This is a genomic window from Streptacidiphilus jiangxiensis (genome assembly GCF_900109465.1).
Lineage (GTDB): Bacteria > Actinomycetota > Actinomycetes > Streptomycetales > Streptomycetaceae > Streptacidiphilus > Streptacidiphilus jiangxiensis.
This window is the reverse complement of sequence record NZ_FOAZ01000001.1, coordinates 41,984-57,938: the sequence shown is the minus strand read 5'-3', so window position 1 is coordinate 57,938 and position 15,955 is coordinate 41,984. Positions and strand designations below refer to the sequence as shown.

Here is a 15,955-nt window from a genome sequence, read left to right as displayed (position 1 = left end):
CGGTTTCTCGCGCAGTTCCTCGCACCCCTGAGGCCGCTACGCGGCCACGGGCTCCGCGTCGAGGAGGCGGCGCCACTGCTGGACGAGGCCCGTGTCGAGCGGGCTGTCCCAGCCCGCGGCGCGGACCATCGTGCCGACGTGAAAGCCGTCGATGCCGGCCGTGCGCAGGCGCGCGACGTGCTCGGTCTTGAGGCCGCCGCCGACGAGGATGCGCGGGCCGTAGCCGGGCGCGCCCGCGCGGGACGCCTCGCGGGCGAGGACGTCCATGCCGGAGGCCACGCCCGCCGCGCTGCCGGCGGTGAGGACGGTGTCCAGGCCGGGCAGGCCGTCGATCGCGGCGCGGACGTGGTCGCGCGACGCCGCGTTGTCCAGTGCCCGGTGGAAGGTCCAGCGGCAGTCCGGGATGGCCTCCAGCAGGGTCCGCACGGACGCCAGATCGACCTCCCCCTCGGGGGTGAGGAAGCCCAGGACGAACTCCTCCGCGCCCTCGGCGCGCAGCGCCTGTGCCTTCTGGCAGAGCGCGTCGAGGTCACGGACGAGGAAGCCGTCGCCGTCACGCAGCATCACCCGGAGCGGGACGTGGACCGCTGCCCGGATCCGGGCGAACTCGGCGAGGTCGGGGGTCAGCCCGTCGGCGGCCATGTCGCCGGCGAGTTCCAGACGGTCCGCCCCGCCCGCCGCGGCCGCGACGGCGTCCTCCGCGGACGTCGCGATGACCTCGAAGATCGCCCGATCGCTCATGTGCAGCCTCTCTGCTCCGCTCCCATGCCTGCCTCGGACCGACCCCTCCGCCTGCTTGGCAGGAGGAGGGGTTCACGGAAAGGCCACAACAGGTCTAGTCCAATGTGGACAGCCTAGCCGTTGGCGCGACGCTGCGACAGCGACGACGTGTCCCCCACATGAGGACGGTCCGACAGCGCGCGGGGCATCGTCCGTACCACAATGGCCCTATGCCCGAGCCGTCGCATCCCGACCGAACCCTCGTCGAAGCCCTGCTCGCCCGCTGGACCGCGCTCTTCGCGACCCCCGAGGCGGAGCCGTACGGGGAGCAGCTGCTGCGGCGCTGGTCGGAGCCGCAGCGCAAGTACCACACCCTGCGCCATCTGGCCGCCACGCTGCAGGTCGTCGACCGGCTGGCCGGTCACGCCGACGACGCCGACCTGGTACGGCTCGCCGCCTGGTTCCACGACGCCGTCTACGCGCCCGACCGGACGGAGAACGAGGAGCGCAGCGCGCGTCTGGCCGAACGGGTCCTGCCCGAACTCGGCGTCTCCGACGAGGCGATCGCGGAGGTGGCCCGCCTCGTCCGGCTGACCGCCGAGCACGACCCGGCGCCCGGCGACCACAACGGCGAGGTCCTGTGCGACGCGGATCTGGCGATCCTCGGCGCCCCGCCGGAGATCTACGCAGGCTACGTGTCGGCGGTCCGCGCCGAGTACGCATTCGTGCCCGACGAGGACTTCCGCAAGGGCCGCGCGGAGATTCTGACCCGATTGCTGACGAAAAAGCCCTCCCTCTACCGCACTCAGCCCGCGCAGAGCACCTTCGGTCCGCGCGCGGAGGCGAACCTCCGTTCCGAGCTGGCACGGTTGCGCGATAAGGTGCCGCCCGTTACGTGAGTCCCTTGGGCTGCCGGGTGGGGTGCATGGATATCGAGGCGGAGTTCGAGTACCAGCACGGCGAGCTGCGCAGCCGCTGGCTACGGACGTCCGGCCGGGCGACCGTCCTCTGGCTGGTGGTGGGCCTCGCCGGCCTGGTCGTCGCCTTCGCCACGCGCGGCCTGACCGTCGCGCACCTCGCGCTGCTCGCGATCTCGGCCCTGCTGTTCGCCACGCTCGTGCAGACGGTCAGCCGCAGACTGCGCGCGCTCTCCTCGGCCGAGCCGATGTCGCTGCGCTTCACCGAGGCGGGACTGTCCTGGCGCAACCAGTTCGTCTCGCACCAGGTCCGCTGGCCGGCCGTACGCCGGGTGCGGCGCGAGCGCGGCTGGCTGGTCTTCGAGGGCACCCGCAGCGTCGGTGACGTCGCGTTCCCCATGCGCGCGCTGAGCGAGGTCCAGTTGGAGGAGCTGACGGCCTGGCTCACCACACAGAAGCTCATGCGCTAACGGTGCTTGGGGCGGCGCAGGCCGGCCGCCGTGAGCCGGGCGACGATCTCGCGGCTGCGGACCGGCGACGCGCCGAGCGCCAGCGCGTCCGCGTACAGCCGCTCCGGCACGTCGTAGTGGTCCCCGTCGAAGCCGCGCTCCGGCACGCCCAGGCGACGCGCGAAGGTGTGCAGCTCGTCGTAGGAGACGTCGGAGACCAGGTGCGACCAGAGCCGCCCGTGGCCGGGCCAGCTCGGGGGGTCGATCAGGATCATGGCGTGAGCTCGCCGACGGCCGCGACGACGCGGCCCTCCTTGCCACAGACCCAGTGCGGGTCCGGGCCCAGCTCGGGCTCCACCGAGAGCGCGTGCGGGTCCCCGTCGGCGGCGCAGTCCTGGCACAGCGGCCAGCGGCCCCAGCCCTCCAGCAGCGCGTCCTGCACGTCCTGGGCGACCAGGCCGAGCAGGTAGTCCACCCCGTCCGGCCACTGCTCGACCCACCAGCGCCGCTGCGCGACCGCGTCCTCCAGCGCCGAGACGATCGCCGCGTCGGCGACGTCCCGCGCGGTCAGATCCTTGAGCAGCGCGCTCCGCGCCCCGTGCAGAGCGGCTTCCAAACGGTTCTCCATCGCTCCAGTCTCTCCCAACGTGACCCGACGCAACCCGACGTGACGCCGGGAACAGCAGGGCGGCCGCCCACCCCGCGAGGGGTGGGCGGCCGCCCGGATGAACGATCCGATCCGTCAGGATCAGAAGTCCATGTCACCGCCCGGCATGCCGCCGCCGGCGGCCGCAGCGGCCTTCTCCGGCTTGTCGGCGATGACGGCCTCGGTGGTGAGGAAGAGCGCGGCGATGGAGGCCGCGTTCTGCAGCGCGGAGCGCGTGACCTTGGCCGGGTCGATGATCCCCGCGGCGATGAGGTCGACGTACTCGTTGGTGGCGGCGTTCAGGCCGTGACCGGCGGGGAGGTTGCGCACCTTCTCCACCACGACGCCACCCTCGAGGCCGGCGTTGGTCGCGATCTGCTTGATCGGGGCCTCGAGCGCGACGCGCACGATGTTGGCACCGGTCGCCTCGTCACCCTCGAGCTCGAGCTTCTCGAACGCGACACCGGCCTGCAGCAGGGCCACGCCACCACCGGCGACGATGCCCTCCTCGACGGCGGCCTTCGCGTTGCGGACGGCGTCCTCGATGCGGTGCTTGCGCTCCTTGAGCTCGACCTCGGTGGCCGCGCCCGCCTTGATGACGGCGACGCCACCGGCCAGCTTGGCCAGGCGCTCCTGCAGCTTCTCGCGGTCGTAGTCCGAGTCGCTGTTCTCGATCTCGGCACGGATCTGCGCCACGCGGCCGGCGACCTGGTCGCTCTCGCCGGAGCCGTCCACGATGGTGGTCTCGTCCTTGGTGACGACGACCTTGCGGGCGCGGCCCAGGAGCTCCAGACCGGCGTTCTCCAGCTTGAGGCCGACCTCCTCGGAGATGACCTGGCCACCGGTGAGGATGGCGATGTCGCCGAGCATGGCCTTGCGACGGTCACCGAAGCCCGGGGCCTTGACGGCGACGGACTTGAAGGTGCCGCGGATCTTGTTGACGACCAGGGTGGAGAGCGCCTCGCCCTCGACGTCCTCGGCGATGATCAGCAGCGGCTTGCCGGACTGCATGACCTTCTCGAGCAGCGGGAGCAGGTCCTTGATCGAGCCGATCTTGGAGTTGGCGATGAGGATGTAGGGGTCCTCGAAGACCGTCTCCATGCGCTCCAGGTCGGTGGCGAAGTACGCCGAGATGAAGCCCTTGTCGAAGCGCATACCCTCGGTGAGCTCCAGCTCCAGACCGAAGGTCTGGGACTCCTCGACGGTGATGACGCCTTCCTTGCCGACCTTGTCCATCGCCTCGGCGATGAGCTCGCCGATCTGGGTGTCGGCGGCCGAGATGGAGGCCGTGGAGGCGATCTGCTCCTTGGTCTCCACGTCCTTGGCCTGCTCGAGCAGCTGGGCGGAGACGGCCTCGACGGCCTTCTCGATGCCGCGCTTCAGAGCCATCGGGTTGGCGCCGGCGGCGACGTTGCGCAGACCCTCGCGGACGAGAGCCTGGGCCAGCACGGTGGCGGTGGTGGTGCCGTCACCCGCGACGTCGTCGGTCTTCTTGGCGACCTCCTTGACGAGCTCGGCGCCGATCTTCTCGTACGGGTCCTCGAGCTCGATCTCCTTGGCGATGGAGACACCGTCGTTGGTGATCGTGGGGGCGCCCCACTTCTTCTCCAGAACGACGTTGCGGCCCTTGGGGCCCAGCGTGACCTTGACAGCGTCGGCGAGCTGGTTCATGCCGCGCTCGAGGCCGCGACGAGCCTCCTCGTCGAACGCAATGATCTTGGCCATGGAAGTGGTCCTCCTGGACAGCTGGCTGCTTCTGGACCGCGCTGGCGCCCGCGACGGACGACCTCGGCCTGCGACGGTTCCTTACCGCCGCGCCCGGGGTCTCACCGACCCGGCCCGTTGTCACTCTCTACCTCAGAGTGCTAACGCCAATGATTAGCACTCGACCCCCTTGAGTGCAAGCAGCTCAACCGAACCCGGGCCGGACTCCGACACGACGAAGGACCCCTGCCCACATGCGGGGCAGGGGTCCTTCGGAAGACCTGCGTGGATGCATCGTTTCGTCTGGAACGAGCTCTGCGGGTCCCAATCAGTCGGCGATCGCCGCCGAAGTGAGCCGGTGGTGGTGCTTCAGCCGATGACCTTGACCATGTCGGCCTGCGGGCCCTTCTGGCCCTGCGAGATCTCGAACTCCACCCGCTGGCCCTCTTCGAGAGCCCGGTACCCGTCCATCTGGATCGCGCTGTAGTGGACGAACACGTCCGCACCACCGTCGACCGCGATGAAGCCGTACCCCTTCTCCGCGTTGAACCACTTGACGGTGCCCTGAGCCATTCCAAACTCCCCTATTACTGGCCCTTTCACGGTCCGCACACCGCGGACCGGGCCGGACTCTGACGCTGCGGAGTTGCAGTGCCGGTGCTCGGCCGACGCTGAATGTATCCACTCCGATGCCCTGAGCAACAGAGCCTTCGACAGCCAATTCTCACGGGGAGTAATGAGACATAAGCGGCGCGCGGCGGCGAAGGGGAGCAATTCGGGCCGGGCATATCGGGATGATTCCGGACAGATCGCCGGGCGAAAAAGAACACGTCAACCGTCTCAACGGACGGGACAGGAGCACTCTACTCCTCTTAAACATCCGGAAATGACAGATGCCCGGCCACCCCGGTAAGGGGTGGCCGGGCTTTCGCACCTGACCGGTCGGTAGGGTTCAGCAACCGCCGGCGACCGCGGGGATGATCGAGACGCCCGCGCCGTCCGGCGTGGCCGTCTCCAGGCCCTCGGCGAAACGCACGTCGTCCTCGTTGACGTACACGTTGACGAAGCGGCGCAGCTTGCCGCTGTCGTCCAGCAGGCGGGCGGAGATGCCGGTGTGGTTGGCCTCGAGGTCCTTGATGACGTCGGCCAGGGTGGCGCCCTCGGCGCTCACCTCCGCGTTGCCGCCCGTGTAGGTGCGCAGGATGGTGGGGATGCGGACGGTGACGCTCATGCGAGGCCTGCCTCTCGGAACGAGTCAAGGGTGGGGCGGATGACGGCGGTCGGGCGGGCGGCGTCCGCCACGGCCTCCAGGGTCTTCAGGCCGTCCCCGGTGTTGAGGACGACGGTCTCGGCGGCCGGGTCGAGCACACCGTTCTCGATCAGCTTGCGCAGCACGCCGACGGTCACGCCACCCGCCGTCTCGGCGAAGATGCCCTCGGTGCGGGCCAGCAGCCGGATCGCGTCGACGACCTGCTCGTCGTTGACGTCCTCGACCGCGCCGCCGGTGCGACGGGCGATGTCGAGCACGTAGATGCCGTCGGCCGGGTTGCCGATGGCCAGCGACTTGGCGATGGTGTCCGGCTTCTGCGGGCGGACCACGTCGTGGCCGGCCTTGAAGGCGGCGGAGACCGGGGAGCAGCCCTCGGCCTGGGCGCCGAAGATCTTGTAGGGCTTGTCCTCGACCAGGCCGAGGGCGATCAGCTCCTTGAGACCCTTGTCGATCTTCGTCAGCTGGGAGCCGGACGCGATCGGGATGACCAGCTGGTCCGGGATGCGCCAGCCGAGCTGCTCGCAGATCTCGTAGGCCAGCGTCTTGGAGCCCTCGCCGTAGTACGGGCGCAGGTTCACGTTGACGAAGCCCCAGCCCTCGCCGGCCGGGTCGCCGATCAGCTCGGAGCAGAAGCGGTTCACGTCGTCGTAGTTGCCGTCGATGCCGACCACGTCGCCGCCGTAGACCGCGGCCATGACGACCTTGCCGGCCTCCAGGTCGTGCGGGATGAAGACGCAGGCGCGCAGGCCGGTGCGGGCGGCGGCGGCCGTCACGGCGCCGGCCAGGTTGCCCGTGGAGGAGCAGGAGAGCGTGGTGAAGCCGAAGGTGCGGGCCGCCTCGACGGCGATGGCCACGACCCGGTCCTTGAAGGAGTGGGTCGGGTTGCCGGAGTCGTCCTTGACGTAGAGGGAGCCGGTGACGCCCAGCTCACGGGCCAGGTTGTCGGCCTTGACCAGCTTGGTCAGGCCCGGGTTCAGGCTCGGGCGCTCGGCCACGTCCGGGGAGACCGGCAGCAGCGGCGCGTAGCGCCAGATGTTGAGCGGGCCGTTCTCGATCTGCTTGCGCAGGCCCTCCGGGTCGCCGGCCGGAAGCTCGTAGGCGACCTCCAGCGGGCCGAAGCACTCGACACATGCGAAGTCGGGGGCGAGGGGGGTGCGTGCTCCGCACTCGCGACAGGACAGGGCCACGGCGGGGCCGAAGGCGTCGGGTGCGACGGTGTGGCTGACAAGAGCCATGATGGCGAGAACCTCTCTCCTCATCTTCCCCGGGGCGCGTTTCGCCACGGGCCGGAATTGGCACCTTCCCGGCCGGGCGCACGTCGTTCGACGCGAACCGCTTGGCAGGGGGGTTGCCGGGACTTCAACGGGCCGTTCCCTCAGTCCCTCTGGATGAGCGCTATGGCGCCGCGCTTCCGCGCGCGTCGCGTTTGTTCGAGGCCGACCCCAATGTGCGATGTCCACGCCTCGTCCTCAAGACTGTAACCGAAGCCCCACAGCGCGCCGAGTACCGTCCGAGACGCGAGACGGTCACCGACAGCGAGCGCCCCGCGCCGCGAAGACCCGAAGGAGCCCCGTGCTGGACCAGGTCGAGGACTGGCTGCGCCGCCGATCCTGGAGCGCCGCCGACCGACCCCTGCCCGAGCTGCTGGACGCCAAGCGCCGCACCGGCCAGACGGTCAGCGTCGTCCTGCCGGCGCTGGACGAGGAGGAGACGGTCGGCGAGATCGTCGCCGCCATCCGCCGCGACCTGGTCGAGGGGGTGCCGCTGGTCGACGAGCTGGTCGTGGTCGACTCCGGCTCGGTGGACCGCACGGCGCACGAGGCCGCCGCCGCGGGCGCCCGGGTGGTGCACCGCGACGAGATCCTGCCCCGGCTGCCCACCGAGCCCGGCAAGGGCGAGGTGCTCTGGCGCTCGCTGCTCGCCACCACCGGCGACATCGTCTGCTTCGTCGACTCCGACCTGCGGGCCTTCGACTCCACCTTCGTCTCCGGCATCGTCGGCCCGCTGCTGACCGAGCCCGGCGTCGCCTTCGTCAAGGCCATGTACGACCGGCCCTTCGACACCGAGACCGGCTCCATCCCGGCGGGCGGCGGCCGGGTCACCGAACTGGTCGCCCGTCCCCTGCTCAACCTGCACTGGCCGCTGCTGGCCGGCTTCGTCCAGCCGCTCGGCGGCGAGTACGCGGCCCGGCGCTCACTGCTGGAGCGGCTGCCCTTCCCCACCGGCTACGGCGTCGAGCTCGGTCTGCTCGTCGACGCGCTCGGCCTGGTCGGCCTGGACGCACTGGCCCAGGTCGACGTGGGCGTGCGGCACCACCGCCACCAGGACGCGCAGGCGCTCGGCCGGATGGCGGCCACCATCTACCGCACCGCGCTGGAGCGGCTGAAGACGCCCGAGGACGCGGTGCGCTCCGAGCTCGTGCAGTTCACCCGCACGGAGGCCGGGTTCACCCCGGCCAGCACCGAGGTCACCACGGTGGAACGCCCGCCGATGGCGTCGGTACCCGAGTACCGCGCGCGGCCGGGAGCCGTGCAGCGGGAGGTTTGCCCGCATCCCTGAGAGGCAAGGGTGACTGATATGGCTTCGACCACCGCCCCCGTCGTTCTCGCGTCCAACCGTGGCCCCGTCTCGTTCACCGTCGGCGACGACGGCGCGCTGACGCCACGCCGAGGCGGGGGCGGACTGGTCTCGGGCCTGTCCGCGATCGGCACCGGGCAACGCAGCATCTGGGTCTGCGCGGCCCTCTCCGACGGCGACCGCGCGGCCGCCCGGCAGGGCCTGACCGAGCCCGACGTGCGGATGCTCGACATCGACGCGGGCACCTTCGCCCGGGCCTACAACGGCATCGCCAACTCGACGCTCTGGTTCGTCCACCACCTCCTGTACGACACGCCGACCAAGCCCGTCTTCGGCGGGCAGTTCCGCCGGGAGTGGGCCTCCTACGAGGCGTACAACCGCGCCTTCGCCCAGGCGCTGGCCGAGAGCGCCGAGCCCGGAGCGGCGGTACTCGTCCAGGACTACCACCTGTCACTGACACCGCTGCTGCTGCGCGAGCTGCGGCCGGACGTCCGGATCGGACACTTCTCGCACACTCCGTGGGCGCCGCCGGACTACTACCGGCTGCTGCCTGACGACGTGGCCCGCCAGGTGCTCACGGGCATCCTCGGCGCGGACCGCGCCGGGTTCCTCACCGAGCGGTGGGCCCGCGCCTTCGCCGACTGCTGCCGCGAGGTGCTCGGGGCGTCCGTGTCAGACGACCTGGTCGTCACGCACGAGGGCGGCGCGACGCAGCTCGGCGTCCACGGGCTCGGCGCCGACGCCGACTTCCTGCGCGACCGCGCCCACCAGCCGGACGTCGACGCGCGCCTGGCCGCGCTGCGCGAGGCCGTGGGCGAGCGTCGCACGATCGTGCGGGTCGACCGCACCGAGCTCAGCAAGAACATCGTCCGCGGGCTGCAGGCCTACCAGCACCTGCTGCGCACGCGCAGCGAGTGGATCGACCGGGTCGTGCACATCGCCTTCGCCTACCCCTCGCGGCACGACCTGCCGGAGTACCGCGAGTACACGGCGGCGGTGCTGCGCACCGCCCAGGAGATCAACGACGAGTTCGGCACCCCGAGTTGGCAGCCGGTGATCCTGCACGTCAACGACGACTTCCCGCGCTCGCTCGCGGCCTACCGGCTCGCGGACGTCGCCCTGGTCAACCCGATCCGGGACGGCATGAACCTCGTCGCCAAGGAGGTGCCGGTGGTCTCGGACGCGGGCGTCGCCCTGGTGCTCTCACGGGAGGCCGGCGCCCACGCGGAGCTCGGCGAGGACGCGCTGACGGTCAACCCGTACGACGTGATCCAGACGGCGGACGCCCTGCACGCGGCCCTCACCATGCCGGAGGACGAACGCACCAGCCGCACCAAGCGCCTGGCGGAAGCGAGCACCGCGCTCCCGCCGACGGCGTGGTTCCTGCAGCAGCTGCACGCCCTGACGGGCGGTCAGCCTCAGTCGTAGGTCAGCCCGCGCAGGAGTAGCTGAACGAGCCGGTCCGGGTGAGGGCGGGGTGGTCCTGGACCTCCAGGGTCGCCCGGCCCGCGAACGTCCCCGGCCCCGACAGCGACCAGATCAACGGCAGCTGCACGGTGCGCGTCCCCACCGCGACCGTCTCGGTCAGCCACCCGCTGTCCGTGCCGTCGCTGCGCAGCCACCGGTAGTGGAAGCTGCCTCCGGACCCGTCCGTGGTGACGGTCGCGGTGACGGTGGCCTTCCCGCCGCAGCTGACGGCGGCGGGGGCCACCTGGACGGACGCGGCGGTGAGCTTGAGCTGCGCGGGCGCGAGCAGGCCGTACAGCCACCAGGCCAGCAACCCGAGGAACACGAGCAGAACGGGCACCCAGAACAGCCAGCCGTTCCGCTTCTTCTCCTCCTGGACCTCCGGCTCGGGGGCGACCTCGCCCTTCCACACGGCGATGGTCCGCGCCGTCTTGGGGTCGGGCACACCGGGGCCGAACCGGATCAGCCCGGGGTCGGGCGCGGCTTCGGCAGACGCCTCCGGCGCGGCGGCGGGGGCGGCGGCGGACATCTCCGGCTCGACGGGCAGGTGCAGCGTCGGCGTGGGCACCGGCGCCTGCGTCCCTGCGGGGAGCCGCACGGTGGGGATCACATCGGGATCGGCACCCAGCCGGACGGTGGCCGTGGGCTCCGGCGGGGCGGAGAGCCTCACCGTCGGCACGACCTCGGGGTCGGCCGCGGGAGCGGGGACCGCCGCTCGCCCGAGCCGCACCGTCCCTGCCTCGGCCGGCGGCACGGCGTCCTGCGGAGCGTCCTCCGGCTGCGCACGCAGGTGCATCGTGCCGCCGTCCAGGGATGCGGCTTCCCGGGGATCCTTGTTGTTGCTCATCGCGCTGGGCCCCTCGTCAGCCTGGGATGCAGTAGGAGTTGAGCTGAATCGGCGTGCTCGGCATCAGGTACTGGCCGCCCGCCGGGGACTGGCTGGTCACCTGGGCCCAGCCGTAGTTGCAGGCCGACGGGTTGAGCGCAACGTCGGTGAACCCCGCCTGCTCGAGCGCGAGCTGCGCGTTCTTGGCGCTGGACTGGCCGGTCTCGTCGGGCAGCAGCAGACAGCTGCGCGAGGTGGCCGCCAGCGCGATGCTCGCCGAGCGGGACACGACGCTGCCGCCGGTCGGGTCCTGCGAGTGCACGGTGAAGTTGCCGTTCGCCGCGCCGCTGCAGTCGTAGGCGACGCTGATGTTCCCGCGCCGGAAGCCTGCTGCCATCAGCTTGCTCTCGGCGGAGCCCGGCAGCAGGCCGAGCACCGTGGGCACGTTGATCGTCGTGGGAGGCGCTGTGGTCGGGCTCGACGACGGGGTGGAACTCGGGGTGGACGAGGGGCTCGCCGAAGCCGACGGGCTCGCGCTCGACGACGGCGACGCGGACGGTGAGGCCGAAGGGGAGGCCGAGGCGGAGGCGCTGGCCGACGCGGACGCCGACGCGGACGCCGAGACGGAGACCGGGCCGCTCGGGGTGATGGACGTGATCGCGATCGGCGTGGGGCCGCCCGTGACGTGGGGAGCCTGGTGGCCGCCCACGCCGACGGCGACGCCGCCGAGGGCGCCGACGAGGAGGACGCCGCCGCCCGCTCCGACGAGGAGCTTGCGGGGGATGCGCGGAGCGCGCCGCGGGGGGCCGAGGGTGGTGCTGGCCAGGGCCGTCGTGCCGCTCGTGGGCGCGCCGCCCGCGGAGGGGAACAGGAGGGGCAGCAGCGCCGCGATCGCGGCCAGGCGCTTGCGGCCGCGCTCCTCCCACTGCGGGCCGTACGCCGCTCCCGCGATCGCCTCCAGCTCGGCGACGAACGCCGCCGCGCCTTCCGGCCGGTCGGCCGCCTGCTTGGCGAGGCCGCGCCGGATCAGCGGCCGGACCGCCTCGGGGGCGAGCTCGTCGGGGATGGGGGCGGTGGTGTGCTGCACCACCAGCTCGGCGAAGGTCGCCCCGGCGAACGGGCGCGAGCCCGTCAGGCACTCGAAGAACGTCGCCGTCGCCGCGTAGACGTCCGCCGCGGGGGACGCGGGGTCACCGGTCCACTGCTCGGGGGCCATGTACGGCGGGGTGCCGGCGATGCCGCCCGCGTTCCCGGTCTTCACGGCGATGCCGAAGTCGACCAGCTTGGACGAGCCGTCCGCCGCGACGAGCACGTTCTCCGGCTTGTAGTCCCGGTGGACCACGCCCAGCGCGTGGGCTGCGGCCAGGCCCAGCAGAGAGCCCTTCAGGACGACCAGCGCCGCCTCGGGGCCGGTCGCACCGGCCTGCTTCAGCAGCGCCCGGAGCGCGATCCCGTCGACCAGCTCCATGGCGATCGCCGCGCCGGCCGGGCCCTCGACGTACTCGTAGAGGCGGACGACGTACGGGGTGTCGAGGTCGCCGAGAAGCCGGGCCTCCTCGCGGAACTCGGTGAGGAAGTCCGGGTCGGCCCGGAGGTCGTCGCCGAGGTACTTGATGGCGACCGGCGTGCCGGTCTCCTCGTGCAGCGCGAGCACCACACGGCCGCTCGCACCCGATCCCAGCTCCCGGGTATGCCGATACCCCGGAACGATCCACTCCATGACGACCCGCCCCCTTTGCCGCGAACGTAGCGGTCCGGGCGGAACAGCGACAGGTCCCGTGACAGCACAGTTACCGCCTAGGAGTGGAACGCTTATGCTCCGCATACACCTTGATGACAACCCAGGAAGACCGGCGGCAAGCGGTTAGGGTCGTCCCATGGGCATCGAAGGCTTGGCCGAAGGTCTCCCGGGAGGCCTCCCCGAAGGTCTCCCCCACGTTCTCCCCACGTCGCGGACCGAGGAAGGCGCCGCCGGACTCGCGGCGCTGCGGGCCGAGCCGGAGCGGGCGGTGGTGGCGCTGGACTTCGACGGCACGCTCGCGCCGATCGTCGCCGACCCGGACGCGGCCCGCGCGCACCCGGCGATCCTGCCCGCGCTGCAGCGGCTCGCGCCGCGGCTGGGCGCGGTGGTCGTGGTGACCGGGCGCCCGGCGGGGCTCGCCGCCGAGTACGGCGGGTTCGTGGGTGCGCCGGGCCTGGAGCACCTGACGATCCTCGGGCACTACGGCGCCGAGCGGTGGGACGCGACGACCGGCGAGGTGCACGCACCCGAGGCGCACCCCGGTGTCACCGCGCTCCGAGCCGAGCTGCCGCGGGCGCTGGAGCGGGCGGGCGCCGCGCCGGGGACCTGGATCGAGGACAAGGGTCGCGCTCTCGCCGTCCACACCCGGCGCGCCGAGGACCCGGACGGCGCGCTCGCCGCGCTGGACGCGCCGCTGCGCGCGCTGGCCGCCCGGCACGGGCTGGCGGTCGAGCCGGGGCGGATGGTGCTGGAGCTGCGTCCACCGGGTGTGGACAAGGGCGCCGCGCTGACGGCGTTCCTGGAGGAGCGGAAGGCCGGCGCCGTCCTCTACGTCGGTGACGACCTGGGCGACGTGGCCGCGTACGACGCCGTCGAGGACCTGCGCGCGCTGGGCCGACCGGGCGTGCTCGGCTACAGCGCGCCGACGACGGGCGAGCCGCCGTTGGCCGCGCTCGCGGAGCGGGCCGATCTGGTGGTGGCGGGCCCGCCCGGTGTCGCCGCGCTGCTGGCGGTCCTCAGCGACGCGCTCGCTTCTCGTCCCTGACCCGCCGCAGTCGGTTGACCAGGACGGGCTGGAAGGCGAGCGCCGCCTCGCGGTCGAGGAGGGCGTTGAGAAGCTGGGTGTAGCGGGTGGGCGAGAGCCCGAGCTCCTCGCGGATCGCGGCGTCCTTGGCGCCGCGCGCCCGCCACGGCCGCGCCTCGAAGGCCAGCACGGCGCGCTCGCGCTGCGTCAGCTCGTCCACGCTCGCTCCCTTCACCCGCCCCGGCCGACCATACGACTTGTCATTCTGCCGCGTCCCTCTGACGCAACCTGTCACCTGCACCGGTCACCAGCACGGACTACCGTCGACGCCATGACCAGTTTCGCCGTGCACATCCCCGACGCCGAGCTCGAGCCCGACCCGCTCGACCCCGGCCAGATCGTCTCGGGCACGCCCGAGGTCTCCGGCAAGGTCCTGTGGGAGTCGGAGGACGGCAAGCAGATCCGCGGCATCTGGCAGATCACCCCGGGCGTCGTCACCGACACCGAGGCCAACGAGCTCTTCGTGGTCGTCTCGGGCCGCGCGACCATCGCGGTGGCGGGCGGCGACACCTTCGACGTGGGCCCCGGCGACGCCTGCGTCCTGCGCGAGGGCGACGAGACCACCTGGACGGTCCACGAGACGCTGCGCAAGGCGTACCACATCACCCTGCCGTAGCGATCAGGCGAAACGAAGGGGCGCCCGGCTCAGGCCGGGCGCCCCTTCGTTTCGCACTGCCGCGACTACTTCGCCGGGTACGTCACTTGACCGATCCGGCGGTCAGGCCGGAGGCGACCTTGCCCTCGATCAGGGCGAACAGGATGATCACCGGGATCGTGGCGATCACGGAGGCGGCGAAGAGGTGCTGCCAGTCCGTGGCGTATTCGCCCACGAAGTTGGAGATCTTGACCGTCAGGGTGCGGGGGCCGCTCTGGGTGGTCAGGGTCAGGGCGACGATGAACTCGTTCCAGGCCGCGATGAAGGTGAAGATCAGGGCGGTCACGATGCCGGGCGCGGCCAGCGGGAGGATGACGCGGAACATCGCGCCGATGCGGGAGCAGCCGTCCACGATCGCCGCCTCCTCGATCTCCTTCGGGATCGCGGAGAAGTAGGCGTTGAGGATCCACACGGCGAAGGCCATGTTGAAGCCGGCGTTGACCAGGATCAGCGACCAGATCGAGTCGATCATGTTGAACTGGACGAACTGCTGGTAGATGCCGACGATCATCGCCGTCGGCTGGAACATCTGGGTGATCAGCACCAGCAGCAGGAACAGGCCCTTGCCGCGGAAGTCGCGGCGCGCCGTGTAGTACGCCGCCGGGATGGCGACCAGGAGCACGAGCGCCGTGGAGCCGAAGGCGATCTCCAGGCTGGTGCCGAGGTTGGTGCCGAGGCCGGTGGACCAGATGTCGGTGAAGCTGGCCAGCGTCGGGTGCGACGGGAAGAGGTCACGGTCGTGCAGCTCGTTGCCCGGGCGGATCGCGGTGACGACCATCTCCAGGTACGGGAGAAGGAAGATCACGCCGATCAGGTAGGCGCCGCCCGCCAGGGCGACGGTGCGCAGCGGGGGAAGCTTGCGAGCGGTGCGGGGCTTCTTGGCGGACGCGGGGGCGGCCGGGGACGCGGGGGCGGTCAGGGTGGTCATCTCAGTCCTCCGCGGAGTTCCACCGGGACGCCCGCAGGAAGAGCAGGACGACCACGATGATGAAGCCGAAGTTGACCACGGACATGGCCGCAGCCTCGCCGATGCTGGTCTGCTGGGTGTTGTACATGAACAGGGTCGTCGTGGAGGTCTGGTTGCCCGGGCCACCACCCGTCATCTCGTAGATGATCGGGAACGAGTTGAAGACGTTCATGATGTTGATGAGCGCCGCCACCAGCAGGGCCGGACGCAGCAGGGGCAGCGTGATCGACCAGTAGGTGCGCGCGGCGCCCGCGCCGTCCAGGCGGCAGGCCTCGTAGACGTCCTCGGGGACCGCCTGCAGGCCGGCCAGCAGCGCGTAGGTGGTGAACGGCACCGAGACGAAGATCGCGACGACGATCTCCCAGATGAACGCCGGGGTCTGCTGGGAGAGCCAGTTGACGCTGTTGTAGTTCTTCATGAAGCCCAGGTCGTGCATCAGCACCAGGATCGTGCCGTTGCTCGGGTTGAGCATCCACTTGAAGACGATGGAGGTCATCACGACCGAGGCGGCCCAGGGCGCGATCAGCATCCACCGGGCGATCTTCCGGCCCGGGAACTGCTTGTTGAACATCTGGGCGACGCCCAGCGAGATGAGGATGGTGAGGCCGACCACGGAGATCACCCAGATGACGGTGCGCATCAGCACCCCCGGGAGGTCCGGTTCGTCGAACAGCCGGGTGAAGTTGCTCCAGCCCGCGCTGCCCTGGTCGAAGCCCATCGAGTCGAAGTGCTGACGTGAGGTCAGGAACATCGAGACCACCGGCCAGATCACCACGAAGAGGATGAGGCCGGTCGCGGGCATGAGCCACGGCAGGGGGGCGAGCGCGCGCAGCACGCGTCGGCCGCCGCCGACGGGACGGACACCGCTTCGTTGCGGGGCGTCGCTCCCGGGTGCCGGCTCCAGCAGGCCGGCCTGGGTCGATTGCGTCATG

At 71.4% G+C, this 15,955-nt stretch carries 18 protein-coding genes and 1 riboswitch; of the genes, 6 read left to right on the top strand and 12 right to left on the bottom strand.

What is annotated here, in order from left to right; all coding sequences use genetic code 11:
• Positions 1-36 precede the first annotated feature (36 nt).
• Entirely contained in the window at positions 37-741 is a 705-nt protein-coding gene (locus BMY61_RS00265; protein WP_042453598.1) for a copper homeostasis protein CutC, read from the bottom strand.
• A 209-nt stretch (positions 742-950) separates the two neighbouring features.
• Between BMY61_RS00265 and BMY61_RS00260 the strand changes: the two genes are divergently transcribed.
• Positions 951-1,619, top strand: a complete 669-nt coding sequence (locus BMY61_RS00260) for an HD domain-containing protein (protein WP_042453596.1) — start codon at positions 951-953, stop codon at positions 1,617-1,619.
• A gap of 26 nt (positions 1,620-1,645) precedes the next feature.
• Positions 1,646-2,107, top strand: a complete 462-nt coding sequence (locus BMY61_RS00255; RefSeq protein WP_042453594.1) for a YcxB family protein — start codon at positions 1,646-1,648, stop codon at positions 2,105-2,107.
• Here the strand turns inward: BMY61_RS00255 and BMY61_RS00250 are convergent.
• The 6 genes from BMY61_RS00250 to thrC all read right to left on the bottom strand — a co-directional run bounded on the left by BMY61_RS00250 (position 2,104) and on the right by thrC (position 6,965).
• A complete protein-coding gene (locus BMY61_RS00250; RefSeq protein WP_042453593.1) occupies positions 2,104-2,361 on the bottom strand; it encodes a DUF4031 domain-containing protein in 258 nt (85 codons plus the stop codon). The two genes, BMY61_RS00255 and BMY61_RS00250, sit on opposite strands and share 4 nt — an antisense overlap.
• The gene (locus BMY61_RS00245; RefSeq protein ID WP_042453591.1) at positions 2,358-2,714 is read right to left on the bottom strand and encodes a hypothetical protein; all 357 of its coding nucleotides are present in this window, start codon (positions 2,712-2,714) and stop codon (positions 2,358-2,360) included. The genes BMY61_RS00250 and BMY61_RS00245 overlap by 4 nt, the downstream gene beginning before the upstream one ends.
• 120 nt (positions 2,715-2,834) lie before the next feature.
• Positions 2,835-4,457: a chaperonin GroEL gene (groL, locus tag BMY61_RS00240; protein WP_042453590.1), complete on the bottom strand. Its 1,623-nt coding sequence runs from the start codon at positions 4,455-4,457 to the stop codon at positions 2,835-2,837.
• A 348-nt stretch (positions 4,458-4,805) separates the two neighbouring features.
• Positions 4,806-5,009 (bottom strand): cold-shock protein, encoded by a 204-nt coding sequence (locus tag BMY61_RS00235; RefSeq protein ID WP_042453589.1) that lies wholly within the window; start codon positions 5,007-5,009, stop codon positions 4,806-4,808.
• Between the two features lie 379 nt (positions 5,010-5,388).
• Positions 5,389-5,667: a MoaD/ThiS family protein gene (locus BMY61_RS00230; RefSeq protein WP_042453588.1), complete on the bottom strand. Its 279-nt coding sequence runs from the start codon at positions 5,665-5,667 to the stop codon at positions 5,389-5,391.
• A complete protein-coding gene (thrC, locus tag BMY61_RS00225; RefSeq protein ID WP_075003700.1) occupies positions 5,664-6,965 on the bottom strand; it encodes a threonine synthase in 1,302 nt (433 codons plus the stop codon). Before thrC ends, BMY61_RS00230 begins: the two co-directional genes overlap by 4 nt.
• Positions 6,959-7,101, bottom strand: a riboswitch (SAM riboswitch). Its footprint overlaps the gene before it by 7 nt.
• Positions 7,102-7,278: 177 nt before the next feature.
• Between thrC and BMY61_RS00220 the strand changes: the two genes are divergently transcribed.
• Entirely contained in the window at positions 7,279-8,265 is a 987-nt protein-coding gene (locus BMY61_RS00220; RefSeq protein WP_042453584.1) for a glucosyl-3-phosphoglycerate synthase, read from the top strand.
• Between the two features lie 18 nt (positions 8,266-8,283).
• Complete coding sequence (locus BMY61_RS00215) at positions 8,284-9,711, top strand: alpha,alpha-trehalose-phosphate synthase (UDP-forming) (protein WP_042453582.1); 1,428 nt, start codon at positions 8,284-8,286, stop codon at positions 9,709-9,711.
• A gap of 1 nt (position 9,712) precedes the next feature.
• Here the strand turns inward: BMY61_RS00215 and BMY61_RS00210 are convergent, their stop codons facing one another.
• On the bottom strand, positions 9,713-10,597 hold the full coding sequence (locus BMY61_RS00210) for a hypothetical protein (protein ID WP_052439071.1): 885 nt from the start codon (positions 10,595-10,597) through the stop codon (positions 9,713-9,715).
• A gap of 16 nt (positions 10,598-10,613) precedes the next feature.
• Complete coding sequence (locus BMY61_RS00205) at positions 10,614-12,296, bottom strand: protein kinase domain-containing protein (protein ID WP_075003699.1); 1,683 nt, start codon at positions 12,294-12,296, stop codon at positions 10,614-10,616.
• 157 nt (positions 12,297-12,453) lie between these two features.
• Here BMY61_RS00205 and otsB point away from each other — a divergent pair, with 157 nt between their 5' ends.
• Positions 12,454-13,362 carry a trehalose-phosphatase gene (gene otsB / locus BMY61_RS00200; RefSeq protein WP_082015327.1) on the top strand — a complete coding sequence of 303 codons (909 nt, stop codon included), beginning with the start codon at positions 12,454-12,456 and terminating at the stop codon, positions 13,360-13,362.
• Here the strand turns inward: otsB and BMY61_RS00195 are convergent.
• Positions 13,334-13,576 carry a DUF3263 domain-containing protein gene (locus BMY61_RS00195; RefSeq protein ID WP_342342501.1) on the bottom strand — a complete coding sequence of 81 codons (243 nt, stop codon included), beginning with the start codon at positions 13,574-13,576 and terminating at the stop codon, positions 13,334-13,336. The genes otsB and BMY61_RS00195 overlap by 29 nt on opposite strands.
• A gap of 96 nt (positions 13,577-13,672) precedes the next feature.
• Between BMY61_RS00195 and BMY61_RS00190 the strand changes: the two genes are divergently transcribed.
• On the top strand, positions 13,673-14,017 hold the full coding sequence (locus BMY61_RS00190) for a cupin domain-containing protein (protein WP_042453579.1): 345 nt from the start codon (positions 13,673-13,675) through the stop codon (positions 14,015-14,017).
• A gap of 82 nt (positions 14,018-14,099) precedes the next feature.
• Here BMY61_RS00190 and BMY61_RS00185 read toward each other — a convergent pair whose 3' ends face one another.
• Entirely contained in the window at positions 14,100-14,984 is an 885-nt protein-coding gene (locus BMY61_RS00185; RefSeq protein ID WP_042453578.1) for a carbohydrate ABC transporter permease, read from the bottom strand.
• Position 14,985: 1 nt separating this feature from the next.
• Positions 14,986-15,954: a carbohydrate ABC transporter permease gene (locus BMY61_RS00180; protein ID WP_075003698.1), complete on the bottom strand. Its 969-nt coding sequence runs from the start codon at positions 15,952-15,954 to the stop codon at positions 14,986-14,988.
• Position 15,955: the final 1 nt, after the last annotated feature.